This is a genomic window from Frankia sp. AiPs1 (assembly GCF_023716945.1).
Classification (GTDB): domain Bacteria; phylum Actinomycetota; class Actinomycetes; order Frankiales; family Frankiaceae; genus Frankia.
In genome coordinates, this window is the sequence record NZ_JAMQQF010001072.1 from 1 (window position 1) to 904 (window position 904).

A 904-nucleotide genomic window follows, 5' to 3' on the forward strand; every position below is an offset into this window, starting at 1 on the left:
CACGCCTGGGCCATCCCCGTCGCCACCGACATCGCCTTCGCCCTCGGCGTGCTCACCCTGGCCGGCCGCCGGGCCCCAACGGGACTACGCACCGTGCTACTCGGCCTCGCCATCGCCGACGACCTCGGCGGCATCCTCCTCATCGCCGTCGGATTCGGCGCCCCGATCTCGTTCGGCTGGCTCGCCGCCGCCGCGGCCCCGCTCACCGCCACCGCCCTCGCCCACCGGCGCCGCTGGACCTCACCACTGCTCCACGTCCCGCTCGCCGCGGCCACCTGGGTCTGCGTGCACGCCGCCGGCATCCACGCCACCATCGCCGGCGTCGCCCTCGGCCTGCTCGTCCGCGTCCGCCCCGACCCCGGCGAACCCGAAGCCCCGGCCACCCGGCTCCAGCGACACCTGGGCCCGATCTGCGCCGCCGTGATCCTCCCCGCCTTCGCGCTGTCCGCCACGGGAGTCAGCCTCGCCCCGACGGCCCTGCTACACGTCGCCACCGACCCGATCAGCCGAGGCGTCGCCGTCGGACTCCTCGCCGGCAAGTTCCTCGGCGTCCCCGCCGGAGCCTGGCTCGCCGTCCGCCTCGGGCTCGCCCGCCTACCCGACGGCGTCCGCTGGCGCCACCTCGTCCCCCTCGGCCTGCTCGCCGGGATCGGCTACACCGTCAGCCTGCTCATCGCCCGCCTCGCCCTACCCGACCCCGCCGCCGTCGAAGGCGCCTCCACCGCCATCCTCACCGCCTCCGTCGCGGCCACCGCCCTCGCCCTCGCCGCGCTGCGCACCCCGCTCGCCACCGTCGGCGCTCCGGGTGCCCGTCCGTCGAGCACACCAGCCGAGCAGGCCGGCGGCCCGACCAGGCCGATCCCACCCGCTCGGCGGGAGTCGGCCGGCGACCCGACCGGCGGGC

Annotated in this window: 1 protein-coding gene; it reads left to right on the plus strand. The window is 77.5% G+C overall.

Annotated elements, in window-relative coordinates; translation table 11 throughout:
* The coding region (locus tag ND748_RS32935; protein ID WP_251750151.1) for a Na+/H+ antiporter NhaA at window positions 1–904 on the plus strand (904 nt) is incomplete at both ends.